This is a genomic window from Escherichia sp. HH091_1A (genome assembly GCF_030295175.1).
GTDB lineage: Bacteria > Pseudomonadota > Gammaproteobacteria > Enterobacterales > Enterobacteriaceae > Escherichia > Escherichia coli_F.
Window position 1 is genome coordinate 2,423,023 of the sequence record NZ_AP025747.1, and the last position, 17,392, is coordinate 2,440,414.

21 protein-coding genes and 1 other annotated feature are annotated in these 17,392 nt (G+C 53.7%); all 21 genes read right to left on the bottom strand.

Annotation, left to right across the window (positions count from 1 at the left end):
• Nucleotides 1-54: 54 nt before the first annotated feature.
• On the bottom strand, nucleotides 55-573 hold the full coding sequence (locus QUF14_RS12215; RefSeq protein WP_065225033.1) for a phage major tail tube protein: 519 nt from the start codon (nucleotides 571-573) through the stop codon (nucleotides 55-57).
• The gene (locus QUF14_RS12220) at nucleotides 570-2,045 is read right to left on the bottom strand and encodes a phage tail sheath C-terminal domain-containing protein (protein ID WP_047662537.1); all 1,476 of its coding nucleotides are present in this window, start codon (nucleotides 2,043-2,045) and stop codon (nucleotides 570-572) included. Before QUF14_RS12220 ends, QUF14_RS12215 begins: the two co-directional genes overlap by 4 nt.
• A 54-nt stretch (nucleotides 2,046-2,099) precedes the next feature.
• A complete protein-coding gene (locus QUF14_RS12225; protein ID WP_047662540.1) occupies nucleotides 2,100-2,627 on the bottom strand; it encodes a tail fiber assembly protein in 528 nt (175 codons plus the stop codon).
• A 26-nt stretch (nucleotides 2,628-2,653) separates the two neighbouring features.
• Nucleotides 2,654-3,913: a phage tail-collar fiber domain-containing protein gene (locus QUF14_RS12230; protein WP_065225034.1), complete on the bottom strand. Its 1,260-nt coding sequence runs from the start codon at nucleotides 3,911-3,913 to the stop codon at nucleotides 2,654-2,656.
• Nucleotides 3,910-4,500, bottom strand: a complete 591-nt coding sequence (locus QUF14_RS12235; protein WP_042970777.1) for a phage tail protein I — start codon at nucleotides 4,498-4,500, stop codon at nucleotides 3,910-3,912. The genes QUF14_RS12230 and QUF14_RS12235 overlap by 4 nt, the downstream gene beginning before the upstream one ends.
• Complete coding sequence (locus QUF14_RS12240) at nucleotides 4,493-5,407, bottom strand: baseplate assembly protein (protein ID WP_042970779.1); 915 nt, start codon at nucleotides 5,405-5,407, stop codon at nucleotides 4,493-4,495. The genes QUF14_RS12235 and QUF14_RS12240 overlap by 8 nt, the downstream gene beginning before the upstream one ends.
• A complete protein-coding gene (locus QUF14_RS12245; RefSeq protein ID WP_021562190.1) occupies nucleotides 5,382-5,738 on the bottom strand; it encodes a GPW/gp25 family protein in 357 nt (118 codons plus the stop codon). Before QUF14_RS12245 ends, QUF14_RS12240 begins: the two co-directional genes overlap by 26 nt.
• Nucleotides 5,739-5,769: 31 nt before the next feature.
• Nucleotides 5,770-6,393: a phage baseplate assembly protein V gene (locus tag QUF14_RS12250; protein ID WP_042970780.1), complete on the bottom strand. Its 624-nt coding sequence runs from the start codon at nucleotides 6,391-6,393 to the stop codon at nucleotides 5,770-5,772.
• Nucleotides 6,377-6,928, bottom strand: a complete 552-nt coding sequence (locus QUF14_RS12255) for a hypothetical protein (RefSeq protein WP_042970786.1) — start codon at nucleotides 6,926-6,928, stop codon at nucleotides 6,377-6,379. The genes QUF14_RS12250 and QUF14_RS12255 overlap by 17 nt, the downstream gene beginning before the upstream one ends.
• A gap of 11 nt (nucleotides 6,929-6,939) precedes the next feature.
• Nucleotides 6,940-7,662, bottom strand: a complete 723-nt coding sequence (locus QUF14_RS12260; protein ID WP_040091458.1) for a hypothetical protein — start codon at nucleotides 7,660-7,662, stop codon at nucleotides 6,940-6,942.
• Nucleotides 7,643-8,047, bottom strand: coding sequence for a head-tail joining protein (locus QUF14_RS12265; RefSeq protein WP_236927362.1), 405 nt, complete (start codon nucleotides 8,045-8,047; stop codon nucleotides 7,643-7,645). Before QUF14_RS12265 ends, QUF14_RS12260 begins: the two co-directional genes overlap by 20 nt.
• Nucleotides 8,047-8,412 (bottom strand): DNA-packaging protein FI, encoded by a 366-nt coding sequence (gpFI, locus tag QUF14_RS12270; protein WP_000159745.1) that lies wholly within the window; start codon nucleotides 8,410-8,412, stop codon nucleotides 8,047-8,049. The genes QUF14_RS12265 and gpFI overlap by 1 nt, the downstream gene beginning before the upstream one ends.
• Nucleotides 8,413-8,462: 50 nt before the next feature.
• Nucleotides 8,463-9,491 carry a major capsid protein gene (locus QUF14_RS12275; protein ID WP_042966185.1) on the bottom strand — a complete coding sequence of 343 codons (1,029 nt, stop codon included), beginning with the start codon at nucleotides 9,489-9,491 and terminating at the stop codon, nucleotides 8,463-8,465.
• A gap of 68 nt (nucleotides 9,492-9,559) precedes the next feature.
• Nucleotides 9,560-9,895 (bottom strand): head decoration protein, encoded by a 336-nt coding sequence (locus tag QUF14_RS12280; protein ID WP_040091463.1) that lies wholly within the window; start codon nucleotides 9,893-9,895, stop codon nucleotides 9,560-9,562.
• Nucleotides 9,896-9,933: 38 nt separating this feature from the next.
• Nucleotides 9,934-11,541, bottom strand: a complete 1,608-nt coding sequence (locus QUF14_RS12285; RefSeq protein ID WP_040091464.1) for a S49 family peptidase — start codon at nucleotides 11,539-11,541, stop codon at nucleotides 9,934-9,936.
• Complete coding sequence (locus QUF14_RS12290) at nucleotides 11,531-13,054, bottom strand: phage portal protein (protein ID WP_052319583.1); 1,524 nt, start codon at nucleotides 13,052-13,054, stop codon at nucleotides 11,531-11,533. The genes QUF14_RS12285 and QUF14_RS12290 overlap by 11 nt, the downstream gene beginning before the upstream one ends.
• 44 nt (nucleotides 13,055-13,098) lie before the next feature.
• Nucleotides 13,099-13,308 carry a phage head-tail joining protein gene (locus QUF14_RS12295; protein WP_040091466.1) on the bottom strand — a complete coding sequence of 70 codons (210 nt, stop codon included), beginning with the start codon at nucleotides 13,306-13,308 and terminating at the stop codon, nucleotides 13,099-13,101.
• Nucleotides 13,309-13,311: 3 nt separating this feature from the next.
• Nucleotides 13,312-15,228: a phage terminase large subunit family protein gene (locus tag QUF14_RS12300; RefSeq protein ID WP_286333521.1), complete on the bottom strand. Its 1,917-nt coding sequence runs from the start codon at nucleotides 15,226-15,228 to the stop codon at nucleotides 13,312-13,314.
• Nucleotides 15,200-15,748 carry a terminase small subunit gene (locus QUF14_RS12305; RefSeq protein WP_032083611.1) on the bottom strand — a complete coding sequence of 183 codons (549 nt, stop codon included), beginning with the start codon at nucleotides 15,746-15,748 and terminating at the stop codon, nucleotides 15,200-15,202. The genes QUF14_RS12300 and QUF14_RS12305 overlap by 29 nt, the downstream gene beginning before the upstream one ends.
• 47 nt (nucleotides 15,749-15,795) lie before the next feature.
• Complete coding sequence (locus QUF14_RS12310) at nucleotides 15,796-16,032, bottom strand: hypothetical protein (protein WP_064756635.1); 237 nt, start codon at nucleotides 16,030-16,032, stop codon at nucleotides 15,796-15,798.
• Between the two features lie 97 nt (nucleotides 16,033-16,129).
• Nucleotides 16,130-17,343 (bottom strand): IS3 family transposase gene (locus QUF14_RS12315; protein WP_371829233.1). Its coding sequence is split into 2 segments (ribosomal slippage): nucleotides 16,130-17,055 and nucleotides 17,055-17,343, totalling 1,215 coding nucleotides; the frame shifts between segments, so codons are not numbered across the junction.
• Nucleotides 16,946-17,062 (bottom strand) — a sequence feature (AL1L pseudoknot). It overlaps the preceding gene by 117 nt.
• Nucleotides 17,344-17,392: the final 49 nt, after the last annotated feature.

The following is a 17,392-nucleotide window of genomic DNA, read 5'->3' on the forward strand; positions in this document are numbered from 1 at the left end:
CTCCTTTAAAAAAGAAAAGGCGGCCTGAGCCGCCTGAATGGCAGGATCACCGGATTAAACCCGAATGATTTTTTTCAGATCTGACAGAACATTAACGCCGTTAATACGACGCACAAATTCCTCCGGAATAATGCAGATGGTTTCCACACCGTCGACAGTCTGACGGTAATAACTCAGCGACATTTCCACCGTCACCGAAGCCTCTGCCTGTGACGTTGCCGGACGTGCATCCGGCGTGATACTGGTGATCATTCCCTGCAGGGTTTCCACCTGTCCGCTGGTCGCATTCCCCACCTGGTAACCCTGGCGGACAACGATCTCCGGCGAATAAAGCCCGGCCTGTAATCCCAGCAGCGTAAGCATGGCAACATCATAACCATAAATCTTAAACGAACAGGTCAGCGCTTCCATGCCGTCATCCACTGCCACCGGTGCATCCATTGCGCCGGTTTTGATATCCACTGTCGTGATATTAATCGCAGGCGGCGTGTATTCATGCGCCCCCTGAAGGCGGATCCCGCCAGGAAGAAATAACGCCCATGCGCGCAACAGTTTTTTTTCACCCGTCATCATACCGTCAGTTCCTCCAGCGCCAGTTTATTGTTAATCATTGCCCGCAGTGTCAGGCGCTCCAGTGGTGACTTCGGCCCAAAGTCATAATCGATATACAACTGCCCTGCCGCCAGGGTTTCTGCTGTGTTCAGTTCATCGTTCAGCCATGCACTGCCACCGTGGATCGCGCCCAGATTTTTAAGCTGACGCATATAGGCATTAATGCTGCCAAGAATGTCGTCTGCCACATCCCGATCAAGCGGGCGATCGACATAAGGCAGCATGGCCTCCTGGATGCTGTCCTCAATCACATCTGCAGTGCGGCGTACCGGCTCAAAACGCCACTGACTGTGGGATGTGCACAGACGGTTCCCCCAGTGTTTAAAACCGTCATGGCGAATAATGGTGGAGATATTTTCCATGTTCAGCAGGTTTGCCGTGCAGTTCTGCTCCCCGAGAATAAATGTGTCCACCTGCTCCATACCGGTGATATTCATCACGTCCTGGTTTGATTTGGACCACCACCACCCTTTTTCGTAATCAATACGGGCACGCAGCCCGGCAGCACGAGCCGAATATGGACGAAATATCGTTTGCCCGCTGTCATCCGTCACTGACACGCGCGGACGCAGCAGCTCCACACGCCCGCCAAATGACGCGCGCCGCTGAACCACATCCTGCGGCGTTGCCATTGAGGGCGAGTCAATATAGGCCACAGCCCGCAGCTTCGCGGCATACGTTTCCAGCGCCTTTGCCACGCCATCATCCTCACTGTACCCCGTGGCAATGAGGATGCGCGGTTGATAGCCTGTCACGCCCTTACTTTCTGTCAGCGCCTCCATGGCCTGAATCACCGCCGCACGCTGTTCGCCCTCTTTCGCCTTTGTTTTACTTTCTGCGCGCACAACAATCACCAGCGCACCAGTCTGGTCAAAAATATCACGCAGGGCCGGGTATAATGTTCCGGCTGTGCCCAGTTTCCCTGCCTGAGTAATGGCCCCTGCCACCACCACCGGTGTATTGACCGGGAACGCCTCATCTTCCCCGCCGGATAACGTCAGGCTGAACGGCGACACCACATTATTTTCAGCGCCTCCTGCATTCAGGGAGCTGACAGCCGCCGTCACAGGCGAATCCCCCAGCGCATTCACCGCTTCAGTCACACTGTTCACCGTGGCGTTAACCTGGCTGTGTTCGTCCGTCCCCAGCGTTATCGTCAGGGTTATACCTTCCAGCGCGGCCGTAGTCTGCGCACTTTGTTCTGTGGCAGCGACGGCAACCACCGAAATCTTATTGCCGGCCCTGCCTTCCTGTTTCGCCGTGAAATCCAGCGCCGTTCCCAGCAGCCACGATCCGGCAGTGCCGGAAGCGCACAGGCCACCAGAGGCGTCCGGTGCGGTCCCCACCAGGCCAATCACTGCCGTGGAGATGGTCTGCACGGCAACCGTGCCTGTTGTCAGTTCAATGGTTTCAACACCATGTAGTCCGGACATACATTTCTCCCATAAAAAAACCGCCCTCAGGCGGTCTGATGATTCATTTCTTTTTCAGGTATTTTGTGGCTGCTCCGGCCAGCCAATATTGTCGTAAGCAGTCTTGTCTGCAATTGCGCTGAAATCCAACGCCTGCAACGATTTCGCGTAAATGCGCCAGACTTTCAGTTTTTCTTTTTCTTCATCACTGAGAATGCCCAGCGCCAGGTCGGTAGCCCAACCGGATGTGATATCCTGTGCCGTCATCAGCAGACGCTGACGTTCTGCCTCTGCTTTGGCCACATAATCCACTGGCACAGGCAGCACTTCGCCGTCCTGGTAATACCATCCACCATCAATATTCACACCATCAGGAAGTACATCCAGTTCGGTAACACTTGCATTAAGTGGACAGAGCGCAGAAACATCGGTTGTAATGCTGCGGACAATGTTATTACTGTCATACATGATTTTGTATGTATTCGTCGCAAACTGTTTCTGGCATTCGTACCAGTCCTGACCATCCTCACTGATGAGATATAACGCCCACGCTACTGGTGGATTTTCCGGTGTGTATTCTCTGAAGTTTTTAATGTTTATCATGGTGTTTACCGTTCTTTTACGCGAATTCATATCGACGATACATTCATCCAGGTACCATTCACACAATACTGAATGGTCCGGTAATAAATACCACCAATGTTATCTGCAGAATTGTCGCCAGTATCCTGAACGATTATCCCGGTCATGACGTTTCCGCTACCAAGGTCCTGCGTCCAGGTATACCAGTTACCTGCGGGGGAGTAGCTTTGTCTTGACCCCAGCCTTACAGAAGTGATACTGGCCCCTGTTTTTGCGTAACGTGCATCGAAGTTTCCGTAGTCTGACGGTGTTACCCGCCCTGAAACATTCACTGCCTGGTTACTTTGTAACGCGCCATTCTGAAAACGGAATACGTGCTGACCATTGGCATAAACATCCAGCAGGCCGTCACCATTCTGTTTCAGGCCGGTATCGTTATCCCCGAAAGCAATTGAGTTTCCGCCCAGTGCGTTCTGAACGCCGATACCCAGCGCACCATTGACCTGAGAACCGCCGCCAACAGACACTTTATGCGACATGGATATTTCACCCGTCCGCAGGTTAATGCTGAACGGTCGCAGTGGGCCAATATCGCCATTCTCGCCCTGACCTTCACTGGTAGGAATAAGGTGCAGGAACTCTTCCGAACGACGAAAAATCAGACCAAATGCTTCGTTGAAAATCCTCAGCGCATTAACACCACGGATTTTCAGTTCCCCGCTCATGGTGTCGCCATCACGCTGAACGGCATTTTTTGCCTTGTCCACCGTGGGTTTTAATCCGAGGTTTTCAACAGCCTCATCACTGTCTTCCACATCCGAAAGATTCTTTTTTCGTTGCAGATAGCGTCTGTCTCCGATTTCCTGAGTAATAATTGCCCTGTCCGGATCAACTTCCAGCACCACGTTTTGTGCGTGCGTCAGCCCAAGAACCAGCGTCAGAATAACTTCCTTGATAACGGAGTCCGTCTGGTCTGGTAAAAAGGTGTCGGGATAACGTCCGTACGCGATAAGCGTACCTCTGTCGCTGATCATCCCCAGTTCACGAAGGGTTTTACCGGGGTATGATTTACAGTCAATCACAATATCCCCGCTGATGAAGCCCTCCTCCACCGCACCGTCGGAAAAGGGTTCCTGCCCGAATTCGCCGTACAACGATGTCATTGCTGCCATTTCATCCGGCGTGGAAGGCAATGCCCGCCCGCCCCCGTCACCAAGCAGAACATGCCGGACGGTCACGGTTTGCCCGTTCTGATATGCTGCTTCAATTTCTGCAGCGCCGGACGTTGTCAGAATCAGTCCATTCATACTCCTGCCTCACTCTGCCCGCCAGTGGGCACTGTCTTTGTTATCACACCAGTACTTCTGATTTTTTCTGTCGCCATCACATAGCCGTAACCAAATACCCGCCCTGTGCTGTTCCCGTAAACGTGAATACTGAACCAGCTGCGCAGATTTTTGGCACGGAGTACCGCATGCTTCAGATCCTGATGATCATTCATCAGCACCGGTAAATCCTTCTGCTCCACGTTCAGACGAAAGGTATACGGCTCCCCGGGTGGGGTCTGCTCATACCACTCAACAATCTTCGACCGGAAGGGACTGTCAGCCAGCGATGCTATCAGCGCCGCTTTAGTCCCTCTGTGGCGGTGGATGTAAGCAGCACGTTTTATCGCAGACCGTTTTTCCGCCTCCGTCCAGTGTTCATTCCAGGTGTCCACCGCCATTTCCCAGGCCAGCCATGGCAGCAATTCAGCAGGACATAAATCGGGATTTTTAACATAGCGGATCAGGCAGACCGCTATGTCTGACAGCATATCTCCGGCGACACAGTCCACCACCCGCTCTGCCCGGCTGGCACTGACCGGCAGTATGCTCCTGATATCGTCATTCATCGGTTGTCTCCACCTTGTTCAGCGTCACCTTACGGCACCACGGTGCCTGCCCCATCGCAGGAACGATATCACTGCCCGGAGAGGTCAGATTCACCGTAATCACCCCGGTCTGGTGAAGGGCACCATCCATGCCAGAACGGGATGCAACCGAGCCAATCCGGTGGACGCTGTCAGTGTATGACTGCAGCGCCTTGCGGGCATTTGCCATTACCAGTTCACCATCCAGTCCGTAGGGAATATGAATATCCGCCACCACATCGTAGGGAATAATTTCTGCCGCACGGACACTGACAAAATCCGTCAGGGGACGGGTTTCATCATCATTAACTGACGCTGCCACCTTATCCAGCAGGGGTTGTGATGCCGTACCGTTTCCGGTTCGTGATAACACATAAAGAAATACACGCCCTTCCTGTGAATGTGTTTCCGGCCCGTAGGCTTTCACATCCAGCACATCAGGATCGGCACTCCGGGCAAAATAGTGGTATGCGTTTTTCGCGCCTGCAGTGCTGAGTCGTGCCCATGACAACTGGATGCGTTCGCGAAAAGCGTCATCATCTTCATACACCGCCGGCGTGGGCGGGATGGTGCTGTCATCTGCCGGGGTAATCACCAGACGCTGTACCTGAAAATTCGCCCCAACCTGATCCAGATCGTTCCCACGGGCACTGGCAAGCAGTACGGCCCGGACGGCATCATTGACCTGCTGGCGCATCAGCGCCACCCGAAAAGCCAGCGCCTCCGCCCATTTATACGCCGGATCGGATTCCACCAGGGCCGAAAATAACGTGTCCAGCTCCTGATACTTCGCCACTATCTGAGTGACCAGCACAGCGGTGTCCGGTACCTCCACCGCATCCGGTACCGGTATCGCGGACAGATCAATGATTGCCTGAGACGTTGCCAATTTTTATCTCCTCAAGTCGAATCGTTTCCTGTGTTTCGTTATTCACCCCGACAAGCGTCAGCCAGGCGCTTCCTTCTCCTGTCCACGTCACTTCCACCCGCCGGAGAGTCAGGCGGGGTTCCCAGCGTTCAAGGGCGGTTGCCGTTTCACGAACAATCCTCACCCGCGTGAAATCATCCTGCGGGTTATCAAGCAGACTGAACAGCCTGCTGCCGTATTCCCTGAGAAGTACCCGGCTGCCGACCGGCGTTGACAGAATATCGGTAACGGACTGGCGCAGATGTTCATTACCGTGCAGATATCTGCCGGTGGCTGAATCAATACCAATCATGTTGTTTATTCCGGAAAAAACTGAAAGGAAATTACATTAGCTGGCCAGGCTGTCCGGTGCTGCCACCACTGTCGCCCCGGTGATTGTGACCGTTATAGACAAGCCGGATTTGACTCATCGTTCCGTAATGATCAGAAACCTCACCGCCGACCATCAGATCCGCCTTAACCACCGCCTCAGCATTCATGGTTGCTTTACCCTGTACGGTCAGGGTGTCCGTGATTTTCACCGGACCGTCCAGCGTTCCCCTGCCGGTAATTTTATAGCTGCCACCTTCAGCCAGCGTGATGGACAGGGCATTAGCCTGACGGTCGTAACGGATCTCCGTGCCGGTATCAAACAAAATAACATGCTCATATTCGCTGCCCGCCGGTACAGGAATGGCGTCAATATTCGCCCCCGGATACACACGACCGTTACGCAGATCGCCCGCTTCCGATATCACCGTGACCGCATCTCCGGGAGCCGGGTAATTACTGACCTGCATGTAACGCCCGGACTGCACCTGAATCCAGGGCAACGGCGGCGAAAGCACATCCCCGATATCCACCCGGACCATCACCGGACTCCCCGGGATCACCTCCTCCACCACGCCGCGCAGGACTATATTCGCCACCCTGCGGCGTAACTCTGCCACTTCATCCGCCAGACTCATCGCCGGTGCCCTCCGCTTTCCAGATAAGACGATAATCCTGCACATGTTTTTTGCCGGTTTCCGGTACTTTCCCCAGCCAGACTTCCTGTAACGGCGCACCTGCCGGAACCGCAAACGGATCTTCCCCGACAGGGATATCCTGTTCAAAAGAAACACGGAAAACGATGTAGTCATCCAGAAGCCGGTCGAAGGTATCCACCTCAGCATCAATAAAAACAGCCGGATCAACGTTATCCAGCCCGAACGTAGCTCCCTCAATCCAGTCAGACAAATCCATCGCCAGACAACGGGCAAAAATCTGCGGTTTTGGCACGTTCTCCGTCTTCCCGGCCCGGTCTGTCACCACAAACAGATCGCATTTCAGCGTGACCCGTGTCTGCCCGTCGGCAAACCGGGCCTTGTCCCAGCCGGGCACATCAACAAACACGGCAGGCGTCACCAGTTGAGTGACTTTTTCCGGGTACTCATCGGCATCTTCCACCCAGGGAATTTGTTTCAGACTGTCAATCACCGCCTGATGCCAGGCTCCCATCATTAATGGCTCCATCACTCCAGCCCCTTAAATACCCGGAATTTCAGTTCATGCTCAAAATTTTTCAGGATCAGTGCTTCCGCATCCGGAAAAACAAAATCCTCTATACGGTTCAGCATGGCTTCGTAAATATCAATTTCCGCTTCACGTACCCTTCGTCGTCCTGATACCTGCCGGACCAGGACAGTCTTACGCCGTGAAATGCGTCCGCGTCGGTTTTCAGACTCAAATTCATTAATGAAGGCCTCATCACCTGACCAGGTGGTGACCGGTATTGCCTCACCGGCAGGTTTAAAACGGATCTCCCTCGCCTTCCTGCTGCGTGAAGCTGGAGCAAAACGTCCCCGCTCATCACGCAACTGATGGCGTTCGCCGCGTCGTCCACCATTGATGCGTCCCCGCAGATCGCGTACTTTGATGGCGTTCAGGCCGAACCATACCTTTGCCTCGTCAAACTCATCGCCGTTTCTACGAATGACCAAATCACGCAGCACACGCCTTCCGATCATTTTCTGACTGCGTGGGGCAACCTGTTTTTTAAACTCTGCCATGGCCTTCATCCGCAGTGCAGACGCGGCTCTTTTCAGCGCCACGCCCCAGGCTTTACGGATCTGACTTTTTGACCCACCCAGTTTAGCGATAATTTTCAGCACCTCATCTTCATCAATATCGACGACGAGGTTTCGTGCCAGCCGTCGCTGCCGGGCACTGCTTCGTTCATGCTCTCTGACTGCCATAACGTTTACTCGGTCGTTCCGGTGCAGCAGGTGTATTTCTCCCCGGCTCTCCACGCGCAAGGGTGATGGTAATCACCCCCTGACCCGCAGTGCCTGACTCATCCCAGCCGGGATCGACTACCTGATAGGGTTCGCCGTGGATCATGACCCTGTCATATTTTTTCAGACCGGCGGCCCATGCGCTCCGGGTAAATAACACGGGCGCAGTATCACGAATTTCGCCGCTGCCAGTGTTCATCCCGGTGTTATCTGCCGGGGCATCAAAAACGGCACGGATTCTTCTTTCCGTGCCGCCCGGATATATGCTGATTTCCGTCCCCATCGTATCCAGGATGATGTCATCCGCATCACTCATGGCCTGATCGAACAGATTATCGAACATCATCACTCCCGGATTTTTTCTGCCAGACCGTCCGCCAGCAACGCAGGAACTGCGGCTTCATTAACCAGCACAACACTCGAGGCCCGGGCAAACATCAACATTTTTCCCGTCACAGCATCACAGGCTGGCATATGCGCCGTTTTCAGCATACGCACCCGGGCGAGTCCCCGCTCAGAATGCATTCCGTCGCCGGATGCATCGTTGCCCACCTCTTCCTTCCCTGTTTCCTCCCCATCGAATCCGGCGGCCTCCTCTTCCCATTCCGCCAGGCGCTGCTCAAGATCGGCTTTTGAACCTGAAATATCTGCTTCACGCCCCAGAATCACTGCCAGTTCCTGCAAACGTTCAGTCATCTGCTCTTTTGTCATCACATCTCTCCCGTGCGCTAAAGAAAAAGGCGGGAATATCCCGCCCCGTCTTATTTCACCTGAACCACCACAAACGCATCCGGATCCGGCAACACCATCAACGGCGCAGACTGCGTCATGGTATATTCACAACTTGGATCGCCAATAACCTCCCAGTGTTTCGGATAACGCGTTGCAGAGGTGATCCCTTCACTCAGCGCCTGATTATCCTGGATTGCGCCATAGCAACGGACGCCCTCCGCCTGAGTGTTCCCCAGAATCAGTGTACCTTCCGGCAGATAACGCTGTTCATCCCCGTTTTCGTCAACATACGTTGTCTTCGCCACCACAATGGCCAGATCGCCGTAATGACCTTTAAAGGAAACCACGGAGCCCAGGTCTTTCAGTGCGGTTTCCAGCTCAGATTTGGAGCCGCGGCTGGTATCCAGTTTCTCACGGAACAGTTTAAAACCGTTCAGCATACGCCAGACCGTGCCGTCCATAATCGCGATATTGATGGTGCCGGAAGCGAAATCGCAGTACGCATCCAGATCATGCGTCGGATCGAAGGTGTCAGCATTCTGCTGTGACCATTCGCGTCCGCCAGCCTGCGTAATGTTATTGGCGGCAGAACGCCCAAAATCCACTTCCACCGTTTCAAACTGCTCGCCACTCATGGTGTATTTACCCTGCAGAACGGCACTGACCGCCTGCATTTCTTCCACCTGCACAATCGCCTGCTCTTCCTGTTTCAGGTTGTCCGTCAGAATACGCAAACGGCGGTAAGCCGGGTCATTAAGGCGGGCCGGATCTTCTCCCGGAAGACGTTCCACTGCCTGCTGATAATCAAAGCGGTGTTTTGGTTTTACATAACCAGGACGTAACACACGGGTTTCACCACCACGGCTGCGCAGCACTTTGCCTGACACCACCGGAGACACATACGCCGCAACCGGTGTTTTGCCGGTAATTTTATCCAGCATGACTTCCTGAGTATGGAAAGTGATCGTGCGACGAAAGAACAGCTCCAGAAACAGCGCACGAAATTTCACTTTCTGCTCGGTGTACCCGAGTAACTGACGCGTGGTAAATAACCCCATAATTTATTTTCCTTCAGAAACACAAACGGGCCGCATCGCGACCCGTTTTTCAGTTAATCACTTCACCATCAGGCGTGGCTGATGGCACTTCCCACAAACGCGTTGGCTTTTTTCACCGCATCCACAGAGTCAGGCCAGACCAGCGACTCACTGGCAAACGTACCGCTTTTGTAGTACGTCAGCGTGGGTTCTGTTCCGGCAAGCGCCAGAGTCAGCACCCCCACGGCCGTTCCGGCTTTCTGACCATCCCATGCCACCAGTTTACCGGTGGCGTCATCCAGCATCAGTGGCGTCAGTGCAGGCGTGGCGGCACTGATACCACTGGTGGCTTTTGCGGTATGCGCCGGATCGCTTCCGGCAAAAATGTTCACATCCGCGCGCTTTTCCGTGGTGGTTTTAATCATTTTTCAGTCTCCTGATTTATCTGAATTCCGGATATCGCTTACGGCATACTCATCAGCAGGTCTTCCTCCCCGCGCCCGGCAGTTCCGCCACCGGAAACCGCACTGGCAGCATGCTGTGCCATAAAGCGATCAAAAAGTGTTTCCTGTGACGGTTGCGATGCCACCGGCGCGGCTGCCAGCAGCGTTTTCGCCTGCGCCACCGTCATTCCAGGTTGTTCTGTCAGTGCCTGTGCAAGTTGCTCGCGCCCTTTCGCCTCCGGCAGCGCCATAATCTGATCGCCGACACTTGCAGAACCAGCAACCGGTGCCGCCGCCAGTAACGTTTTGGCCTGGTCAACGGTCATTCCCGGCTGTTCAGCCAGCGTCTGCGCGAGTTGTTCACGCCCTTTTGCTTCTGGTAACGCCATAATCTGATCGCCTGTGCCGGCAGCAGGGGCTGCCGCCAGAAACGCTTTCGCCTGCTCCACCGTCATCCCCGGTTGACCTGCCAGCATCTGTGCCAGTTGCTCACGCCCCTTTGCTTCCGGCAGCCCCATAATCTGATCACCTGTATTTGCCACACTGGCAGCAGGCACAGCAGCCAGGAACGCTTTCGCCTGCTCTACCGTCATTCCAGGCTGACCTGCCAGCATTTGCGCAAGTTGCTCGCGCCCTTTCGCCTCCTGACAATTCAGGATCTCCATCACGCGCTGATTTTCCTGGGCCACAGCCTCAATGATCGAAACATTCGTTTGCGACATATTTACCTCTCTATTAATTTCTTTATTTATTGCAGAAACCATCACTTCAACGGCATCTGCAGCATTAATCAGTTGATCAGCCAGGCCTGCATCAATCCCTGCCTGACCGTCATAAACGGCAGCCTCGGTATTCATCACCGCCTCTGAACTCAGCCCCGTATAAAGCGACACCTTGTCGACAAACATCCGGCGGGCCTCATCAATACGGCGCTGAAAATCTGCACGCACACCTGCCGGCAATGCCTGAATACTGTTGCCGTCAACCTTGTGCTGCCCGGAGTAAATCAGCGTGATGTCCACCCCTTCCTGTGCCAGTTGTTTCTCGTAACTGGTGTGCGCCATCATCACGCCAATCGAACCAATTTTTGCCGTCTGCGTGACCAGCCGACGCGTACAGGCTGCCGCCAGCAACATGGCGGCTGAACAGGCCATGTCATTACACAGCGCCCACACGGGCTTCTGTTCCCGCAGGCGGTAAATCATGTCAGCACAGTCAAACGCCCCGGCTGCCTGACCGCCCGGGCTGTCGATATCCAGCAAAATGCCGCGCACATCCGGATCATTCACCGCCATCTGAAGACGAGCAGTCAGACCGTCATAGCCTGTCATGCCAGAGTAAGGCCGCAGGGTACCCAGTTTATGCACCAGCGTGCCGCTCACCGGCAGAATGGCGATGCCATTCTTCACCTGGTAACTCTTTGCCGGACGCTGACCGCCCGCCATATAGTCAGTCACAGCCAGTTGCATACCATCAGCATCAAGCTGAACAGCCTGCTGAGGAACTGCAAGGCTGCCGGCCCCCATCTCTTTACCCAGCGCGCAAAAGAAAACCCGCGCATAGGCGGGTTCCAGTAAAAGCGGCTCATTAAATGCCATGGCGGCAATATGCGATAAATTACGACGCATCGCCTTTCTCTCCCGTTGTCTGTCGGATCTGCTGCTGAAACGTGTCCTTTATCCAGATGGGGCGGGGAAGACCAGCCGCCTGTCGCTCCTGGCTTTCACGCAGTTGCTGGCGGAAAATCTCCTGATAGTCATCGCCCATCAGGGCCAGTTCTTTCTCGTACGTGCTTAAACCACCTTCAATACGCATCACCGCTTCCTGCACTTCCTTAAGGCCATCAATCGCCATGCGACCGGCACCAATCCACTCGGCACGGCACCACCCGGAACGGGCCTCCCAGAATGAGAAACGGGATTTCGGTGGGCGGATCACACCACGAATAAGGGCTTCTTCCAGCCAGCAGGCAAACATCTGTGACGCCAGACGGCTGGCCACAAATTTTCGTTTCCCCATAAAATACCGCCACGACTCATTGGCGGATGCCCTGGCACTGGAATAACTGACCTGTGAATAATCACGGGAAAGCTGTTCATAGGACACGCCCAGTCCGGCTGCGATGTAGCGTAACAGCGCCTTTTCCAGTTCAGAGAACCCATTATCCGCATTCTGTGCCGTCTGCAGATTCAGTGAATCCCCCGGATAAAGATGCGGAATACGAACCCCTCCCATCTTTACCCCATTGATGGCGTAATAGTGCGCATAGCCTTTCATGATGGCTTTCAGCGGGTTTTTACTGTCATCCCCCACCCCGGCGATATATTCAAATGCTTTTTCCGAATCCAGTGTGGATTCAATCGTCGCGGCATACATCGCCCGCACCATCGCCGACTGCAGTTGCGTGGCCTGCAGTGTGTCGAGCATCTTGAGGCGCTCCATGACAGAGTAAAACTGGTTTGCCCCGCGCGTCTGCCCGTCCTCCTGCGGCTGAAACACATGGATCATGCCCGGTCTTCCGGAGGGCAGAGTCGCCGTAATCCGTGTCCAGTTACTGACACTGTAACCCGGCCAGTCATCATCCTGAACATGGTAGGCTATCGCCTTTCCGTGCCGGCTGATTTCCACTCCGGCACGCATAAAACGATCGCCGATGCCATAACCGGGCGTACTGACGCGCTTCGGACTGATGGTCTTGAATTTTGTTCTGAATAATGACGTGGATTCCGCATCCCATACAGGCTGGACAAAAATTTCACCGTTAAAAGTATGGACCCCCACCCCTTCACGAATAAATTCGGTAAACGAGCGACGTCCTTCCACATCCATCGAGCCAAACACCGGATCGCAGTATTCCATCCACGCCGCCTCCACATCTTCAATAAAGGCATGCGAATCAGCTTCTGACATCCCCAGCCAGCGCCAGTTGGGTCGGTAGCTCAGGCGAAACATATGTCCGACGATATGGTCTTTATGGATTTCCACAGCATTCGCGGCAATGCCATTATTACGGACCAGATCATCCGCACGGGCATTACCCAGCTGAATGGAAGGCAACAGCGCCACATCGGCACTTTCCGGCGCAGGTAACCATTCCGCAAGTTGCCCACCAAATCCGGAGCCGCCACCGGAATATCCCATACTCTGTCGCAGGGGCTGTCCGTGAACATCTATCAACTCCACATTCACAGCCTCACTCCCACCGGACCGCGACGCCGTCCGGACACACCCAGCGCACTCTCCAGCTCTTCAATGTATTGCCGCAGTTCACCAATCGTCGCCCGCGAATACTGAACCTGCCGTCCGTTCCTGCCGACAGAAACCACAGCACGTCCGATCATCAGTTCATGTAATGCCCGGCGGGCATCACAAAGCATCTCATGCGTATAAATCATCACTTATCCTCCACTCAGTGCAGCCGCGATCTCTTCCATGCTCATATCATCCTCATCCTGTTCATCTCTTCGTGCTCTCGCCAGCGCTTCAAGGTCCAGTTGCCACCGCTGTACCGAAACGCGCAGGGCAGCATAGGCATATACCAGGCAGTCGAGGGCTTCGTTGCGTCGCCCTTTTTTATCCCACAGCAGTTTCACCCTGCCATTAACCACCTTCTCCACCAGCTCTTCCGCCACGATCTGACGCGCCTCTTCTTCCGAAAAAATGTCGGGGTTATCCGGAAAACGGAAGGTATACGGGGCGGCTTCACTGGCAGATACCACCGGCAGGGCAAAACGGGCGTACAGCATTTCCTTGACGGTATCGGAGCCCACCTCACACAAAAACACACCACGCTGGTTGCGCTTTTTGGGCATGGTGATCACCGGCTTGCCGTACACCGATGCCCCTTTTATGGGAAGCACAAAAAAAGTGCCGTGTTTCCTGGAACGCTGATACACAATGTCCTGGTCGATACCACCGGTATCCCAGCAGACACGGGAAATGGAAATTTCAGTACCGTCAGCATGGCGGTATTTTTTCCGGATCACCGCATCAACACGTTTAAGGGTGTCCTCGTCTTCCGGTCGCCCCATGATAATTTGCTTATCAATCAGAAAGGCTTCTTCGCCGGGAGCCCAGCCCCAGACATAAATTTCATAGCGATCTTTCTGGGAGTCGATCCCGGCGGTCAGGTAAACCACCCTCAGGGGAACCTGCGCGCCATAGTGGCAGACTTTTTCCAGCAACAACTCAAAGCTCAGTTTTTCTGCCACGGCCTCTTCATAGGGCTCCCCGAGCGTGGTGTTAATAAACGTCTTGACGCCGTTCGGATCCTTCAGTGCATCCAGCCAGTCATAAACAATCTGTACCCAGGTGGTGAACGGACTGTACGCCGTCCATATATGGAAAGTGACGGAGCGCGGTGGCGGCATCTCCTCATCACCGGCGCTGTAAAATGCCAGGCCGTCTTGCGTCCACATCCCGGTGTTGTCACAAATCCAGCGCCCGTCTGTCTGGTCAAGTTCCGACTGGCGGATCACACAGCCATTACGTTCACACAGGTAATACACCGTTTCCGGTTTACCCTTCTCCCATTTCAGGCCAGACGGCGTCGCATCATCGCCAAACTTCAGATACTGGACCTCCCCGCAATGAGGGCAAGGGACATAAAACCGCATGAAATGCGCAGATTCATTCGCTGCTTTTTCAATCTGACAGGAGCCTTTAATTTTTGGCGTTGAGCCGCGTATGGATTTAGGCCATACCGAACCTTCGATACGTTTATCGCCAAGCAGTGTTGGTGAACCTTCTTTTTCCACATCCGGTTCAAACGAGGAGAGTTCGTCATAGCAGACCACATCCACAGATTTTTCACGGTAGTTTTTAGCAGCGGCACCGCCCAGGCACCAGAACCCCACTCCGGAGGAAAAACGCTTCAGAGTGAGCGTGTTGTCACGATGTTTTCTTCCGAACCATGGAGCCAGCTCCAGCAATGCAGGGACATCCCTGATCGTTGGCTCAACATGAGATTTCATGAAATCTTCTGCCGCAGAATCTGTTGGCTGAAAAAGCAGACTGTTACGGGATTTATGCTCAATAAAATAAGCCTCCACCCCCAACAGCATTTTGGTGTAACCAACGCGCGCCGATTTAATCAGATTAACGGTGCGGATCCGGTCATTTCCCATGCTGTTCATAATGGCAACCTGAAACGGCAGGGTTTCCCATTGTCCGGGAGTGTATGAAGATTCTTTCGGCAGATAATAATGTTGATCAGCCCACTGAACCGTCGTCAGTGGAACCGGAATATTGAGAGATAAAAGCCCTGTAGCTATCGCACCGGCTGCATTAGCTGCCTTCTGTGCGTCTGAAATCATCAATCCACCTGCCCACGTTTTCACCGGCTTTAGCTGCAACATTGGAGGCTTTCGCGATTTCAGTTTTCACCACATCAAGGTGTGACGGTGAAATATCCGGATATTTACGCTGTAATGTCAGCGGCACACGTACAAGTATCCCCGAAATCTCCTGTGCCACACGTTGCAGAATGAAGGTAAACAATTCCGTTTCCAGCACCAGCCCTTCTTCACGGGCATTTTTCAGCTCCTGTGCGTCAGCCTGTGCTTTGGTGAGCCGGTAGCGTTCATAGTCAATGGTGCCGGGTTGTAAATCTGATTCTGCAGCCGCACGCAAATCTTCCAGTTCTTTGCGGAGCTTTTCGTTTTCGATATCTTTTTCCCGCTGCGCATACCACTCAATGGCTTCTGCAGTATTGAACATGGCCTCGATACCTTTGCCTCCCCCCGACAAAACTCTCAGCCCCTGACTTTGCCAGCCAGTGATTGTTCTGACATCGCACTCAAAAATCTCTGCCAGTTTCTTTTTGTTAACCTTCACGGCACATATTCCTCACAAAAAGAAGAAAGGATCTCAAAACGCTTTTTTCAGCGAAAAATCACCGCTGCCAGATCCTTTCTTTTTTTAAAGAAAGTCCTATTAAACAACAGGTTATCCAGAAGAAGAACGGATCTGCTTTTTCCCTGAAAATTTTCATAAATAGCGCGTTTTTGCGCGTCTGCCGTCCCCCGGTATTTCAGGTTCTGGAAAGGACCCGTGAAAATGGGAATGGTTCGCATATCGGATGCGCATAACATGACACGCATCATGGAAACAACATTCATTCACATTCCAGCAACATGATTTATTGCTTTCAACGAAACATCGAGTTAGGTTAAGTGAACCGCCCCGGGTTTCCTGGAGAGTGTTTTATCTGTGAACTCAGGCTGCCAGATCATTGTTTCCGATGGAAGCATAATAAGCTTTTTCTGCTTCTGCCGGAGGAGTATGGCCCAGCCTTCCCAGCAATCGTCGATTGTTATACCAGTCCACCCACGTTAGTGTGGCCAGTTCCACTTCTGCACGGTTTTTCCAGCTCTTACGGTGTATTACCTCCGCTTTGTAAAGACCATTGATGCTCTCAGCCATCGCGTTGTCATACGAGTCGCCTGTACTCCCTGTTGATGCCAGTAATCCGGCTTCTTTTAGTCGCTCCGTATAGGCCAGTGACACATACTGAGAGCCTTTATCGCTGTGATGGATGGTGCCAGACGGACGACGGGCCCACAACGCCTGCTCCAGCGCATCCAGCACGAATGTCGTTTCCATAGACGATGAGACCCGCCACCCCACGATGTATCCGGCAAACACATCAATGATAAACGCCACATAGACGAAGCCCTGCCATGTGCTGACGTAAGTAAAATCAGCCACCCACAGCTGGTCAGGACGTTCTGCCACGAACTGACGGTTTACGCGGTCACCTGTGGCAACGGTTTTCCGGCTGACGGTAGTGCGGACCTTTTTACCCCGGAGAACACCGGCAAGTCCCATAACCGCCATGAGGCGCGCCACTGTACATCTGGCCACCCTGATTCCTTCCCGTAACAACTGACGCCAGACTTTACGCACACCGTACACCTGATGATTTTCATCGTATACGCGCTGTATCTCTCTCTTCAGCCAGTCATCGTGCTGCGCACGGGCACTGCGTTTATCCGGATGATGTCGCTGTTGCTGACAATGGTAATACGTTGACGGGGCAATATGCAGTTCGCTGCATACCGGTCCGACCCCGTACTGCTCACGCAGCTTATCCAGCAGTGGCATCATTTTTTCCAGAGGCGGTCGAACTCCGCCTTCGCAAAATAAGCGGAAGCCTGGCGAAGGATATCGTTACTGCGGCGCAGTTCACGATTTTCACGTTCCAGCTCTTTCAGACGCTGACGTTCAGCGCTGGTGAGCCCACCATCACCGCCCCCGGTATCCCGCTCATGCTGGCGAACCCAGACACGCAGAGTCTCCGGCGTACAGCCAATCTTTGGGGCAATGGAACAAATTGCCGCCCACTGTGAGTCATATTCATCCTGACTTTCCAGAACCATACGAATCGCCCGCTGACGGACTTCGGGGGAAAAACGAGTATTTTTAGTCATCCTGTTTACCTCTTTCTCAGGGAGTTTAGTCTCCAGGATTTCCGGGGCG

Excerpts from the sequence above, each read along its gene's own strand:
- QUF14_RS12290 (WP_052319583.1), bottom strand. The coding sequence starts at position 13,054 with ATGGGATATTCCGGTGGCGGCTCCGGATTTGGTGGGCAACTTGCGGAA.
- QUF14_RS12295 (WP_040091466.1), bottom strand. The coding sequence starts at position 13,308 with ATGATTTATACGCATGAGATGCTTTGTGATGCCCGCCGGGCATTACAT.
- QUF14_RS12220 (WP_047662537.1), bottom strand. The coding sequence starts at position 2,045 with ATGTCCGGACTACATGGTGTTGAAACCATTGAACTGACAACAGGCACG.
- QUF14_RS12280 (WP_040091463.1), bottom strand. The coding sequence starts at position 9,895 with ATGATTAAAACCACCACGGAAAAGCGCGCGGATGTGAACATTTTTGCC.
- QUF14_RS12215 (WP_065225033.1), bottom strand. The coding sequence starts at position 573 with ATGATGACGGGTGAAAAAAAACTGTTGCGCGCATGGGCGTTATTTCTT.
- QUF14_RS12260 (WP_040091458.1), bottom strand. The coding sequence starts at position 7,662 with ATGGCAGTCAGAGAGCATGAACGAAGCAGTGCCCGGCAGCGACGGCTG.
- QUF14_RS12300 (WP_286333521.1), bottom strand. The coding sequence starts at position 15,228 with ATGATTTCAGACGCACAGAAGGCAGCTAATGCAGCCGGTGCGATAGCT.
- QUF14_RS12275 (WP_042966185.1), bottom strand. The coding sequence starts at position 9,491 with ATGGGGTTATTTACCACGCGTCAGTTACTCGGGTACACCGAGCAGAAA.
- QUF14_RS12250 (WP_042970780.1), bottom strand. The coding sequence starts at position 6,393 with ATGAGTCTGGCGGATGAAGTGGCAGAGTTACGCCGCAGGGTGGCGAAT.
- QUF14_RS12225 (WP_047662540.1), bottom strand. The coding sequence starts at position 2,627 with ATGATAAACATTAAAAACTTCAGAGAATACACACCGGAAAATCCACCA.
- QUF14_RS12245 (WP_021562190.1), bottom strand. The coding sequence starts at position 5,738 with ATGATTGGTATTGATTCAGCCACCGGCAGATATCTGCACGGTAATGAA.
- gpFI (WP_000159745.1), bottom strand. The coding sequence starts at position 8,412 with ATGACAAAAGAGCAGATGACTGAACGTTTGCAGGAACTGGCAGTGATT.
- QUF14_RS12235 (WP_042970777.1), bottom strand. The coding sequence starts at position 4,500 with ATGAATGACGATATCAGGAGCATACTGCCGGTCAGTGCCAGCCGGGCA.
- QUF14_RS12285 (WP_040091464.1), bottom strand. The coding sequence starts at position 11,541 with ATGCGTCGTAATTTATCGCATATTGCCGCCATGGCATTTAATGAGCCG.
- QUF14_RS12265 (WP_236927362.1), bottom strand. The coding sequence starts at position 8,047 with ATGATGTTCGATAATCTGTTCGATCAGGCCATGAGTGATGCGGATGAC.
- QUF14_RS12310 (WP_064756635.1), bottom strand. The coding sequence starts at position 16,032 with ATGAATGTTGTTTCCATGATGCGTGTCATGTTATGCGCATCCGATATG.
- QUF14_RS12255 (WP_042970786.1), bottom strand. The coding sequence starts at position 6,928 with ATGATGGGAGCCTGGCATCAGGCGGTGATTGACAGTCTGAAACAAATT.
- QUF14_RS12230 (WP_065225034.1), bottom strand. The coding sequence starts at position 3,913 with ATGAATGGACTGATTCTGACAACGTCCGGCGCTGCAGAAATTGAAGCA.